The sequence below is a fragment of the Streptococcus mitis genome (genome assembly GCF_001579035.1).
Classification (GTDB): Bacteria; Bacillota; Bacilli; order Lactobacillales; family Streptococcaceae; genus Streptococcus; species Streptococcus mitis_J.
The window spans coordinates 135556-137200 of the sequence record NZ_KQ970288.1; the positions used below are offsets into that span (position 1 = coordinate 135556).

Genomic DNA, 1645 nt, shown 5'->3' on the forward strand with positions numbered 1-1645 from the left:
CACTTTTTTTAAATTCTATGTGATATTTCTCAGCAGTATCATTTAGCAAATTTTTATAAACTATGCTTCCCACAGTAGAAAACGAATTAATCCCACCATCATTTCTTATTAAGTCAAAGATAGATATTGTCCTCAGAACAAGTTCAGAATTAATAAGATTAAGATTTGCACTTTGTGAAAAATATTGAGAGATATATTTTTCTGAAAACTCATTTAATTTTTTATTAAAATAACCATAATAAATAGAGTTTCGAATTTGTTGACTAGTTAGAGAAGTCCCACCACTATTAAGCCTTTCAAAAACTTGATAAATTGCCGACTCAGTATAAGGGCTTGACTGTTTAAATTCTATAACGTTAATCGTATTTAGCTCTAAATTATCTGCTAAACCTTCAGAATCTAATTCATCGAAAGTTTTTCCATCAAATTTCTTATTTACACCACTCAATGCAAAACCTGCACTATTCTTTAATTTAGAGTTAGGTAAACGCCTGTTTTTAATAAAAGAATTAATTGCAGTAATACGCTGCAACCCATCGATTACTAAGTATTTTTTTCTACCATCTTCTTCAATCTGAACTAAAAAAATACTTGGGAGAGGAAGTCCCATAAGAATTGACTCAATAAGGCGAGAAGCTTGGAGCTTACTCCAAACGAATCCCCTTTGCATATCAGGAACTTTTATTATCTTTTTTTCATACATATTTGATAATTGGCTATATGTTATATTGTATGACCAGTAAGAAATATCGAAACTAGTTTTATTGTTGCGGATCTCAGTTTCTGTTATATCTTCTGTTGCTATAACTTCAACAATATTATTACTTTGGTTATAATTTAAGTCAAAAGCAAATAAACTCCCCTGGCCATTTACAAGAAGTTTAACTAAAATAAAATCATTGCTGTCAGCCTGTGTAATAGATTTTACCTCTATCTCTATTTCCGATTCACTAGAGACATTCATCAATTCCTTAAGCTTCATTTGCCATTCGTCTTCATTTAAAATATTTAAAATCTCTTCTTTAATTACATTATCTTCCATCTGATTACTCCTTTTAATTTATACTATGTATAGGTTACATGCCTTTTATAGAATTCACAATCCTTACTCCACCTTCACCTGTCCATTCATCATCATTGGCAAGAGCCAATCGCGAAGTTGGGTGAGTTGTTCATTTTCTTGTTGTTTTTTAGTTATTTCTTTAATGATATTATTAGAAAAATCATAAAATCTATCTAAAATATCATTTGAAGGGATAACTACTTTTATATTTTTAATCATATCCTGTGAGAGATTATCTCTTGCAGAACCTGTACTCAACTTAACAAGATACTGATACAAGTCCTCAATTACATTTTTGAGATAATAACGCATCCTAATATCTGTTAACATAATCGCACATATTGCCTGGTTTGTTGATGCTTCAAAAGTTAAGAAGCTAACTTTTCCTGCCGTTGCTCCATACATAGCAACTAGAATTGTCCCACTAGGGAATAACTTCGCACTAGAATTATTTAACCCTTCTTCTGTAATAAAATTAGAAGTACTTGTAATAACAGTTTGCTCTAACTCTCCACTATTTATCCATGGTATTTCACCATTTGAATAGTATGAAACATTTGTAGATTTTGGGGTCCCACCAGA

2 protein-coding genes are annotated in these 1645 nt (G+C 30.8%); both read right to left on the reverse strand.

What is annotated here, in order from left to right; all coding sequences use genetic code 11:
* A partial coding sequence (locus SMIDD26_RS06855; RefSeq protein ID WP_134990228.1) for a GmrSD restriction endonuclease domain-containing protein occupies positions 1 to 1042 on the reverse strand: 1042 nt, incomplete at its 3' end.
* 63 nt (positions 1043 to 1105) lie between these two features.
* A partial coding sequence (locus tag SMIDD26_RS13095) for a restriction endonuclease subunit S (protein ID WP_246746967.1) occupies positions 1106 to 1645 on the reverse strand: 540 nt, incomplete at its 5' end.